The 713-nt window shown below is 49.5% G+C and carries 1 protein-coding gene and 1 pseudogene; both read left to right on the top strand.

The genetic code is table 11. The features are described 5' to 3' along the window. Nucleotides 1-132, top strand: a pseudogene (locus A1D30_RS26485) (IS5/IS1182 family transposase); the annotation flags it as partial. A gap of 130 nt (nt 133-262) precedes the next feature. After that, nucleotides 263-682, top strand: coding sequence for a hypothetical protein (locus A1D30_RS18120; RefSeq protein ID WP_199866008.1), 420 nt, complete (start codon nt 263-265; stop codon nt 680-682). Nucleotides 683-713: the final 31 nt, after the last annotated feature.

The following is a 713-nucleotide window of genomic DNA, read 5'->3' on the forward strand; positions in this document are numbered from 1 at the left end:
TGGCGTCACTTGATAGAGAACTTCTTCGGCAAGCTCAAAGAGTTCAAGCGCATCGCAATGCGCAGCGACAAGACGGACACCAGCTTCTCGGCCGTGATCTATCTTGCGGCTGCTGTCATCAACTCCCGTTGATTCTCAACAGACCCTAGATCGACTACTCAAGCATGAGACTTTGCAGAAAATTGCGTTGAAGGGTGCCCCTGTTGATCACCGCATAACTCTTTTGCTTCTAGAGATTCAGCCGAGTAACCAGTTGATCACAATGATGAATCCCTATGCGCAGAACACAGAGGATGGCCCCTCGCGCATCAGGCAAGGTCTCGACAAGCTCTACAACACATCAGAGGCCGAGCGAATTTCGTTGTACGAAGCAGCGCTTATTCGGTACTTTTATCCTGACTTCAACAAAGAGTTCAAGGACAGTTTTCCATCTACAAACCTGAAGATTCTTCAGGATTGCTACGAAAAGGATTTTGCAGCGGTGATTGCCGAGATATGTATCGACGAATTGCCTTTTCACCTCTGGTCGTCGTCGGTCCCGCCTAAGTTGCATCACTTGGCTAAGTGTCGCATCCCGGACGATTGCATAGACTCTAAACGCTATCCACTCTTCATGGCCCGAGCTGTTTTGAAGGAGTTGATAGAGTCCTTGCAATCTATCCAGGGAGTGAAGCCATGTTGATTGCCCTGCACAAGAACGCCCGCACCACTCC

Origin of the sequence: Acidovorax sp. GW101-3H11 (assembly GCF_001633105.1) — a bacterium.
Taxonomy (GTDB): domain Bacteria; phylum Pseudomonadota; class Gammaproteobacteria; order Burkholderiales; family Burkholderiaceae_C; genus Acidovorax.

Excerpts from the sequence above, each read along its gene's own strand:
- A1D30_RS18120 (WP_199866008.1), top strand. The coding sequence starts at position 263 with ATGATGAATCCCTATGCGCAGAACACAGAGGATGGCCCCTCGCGCATC.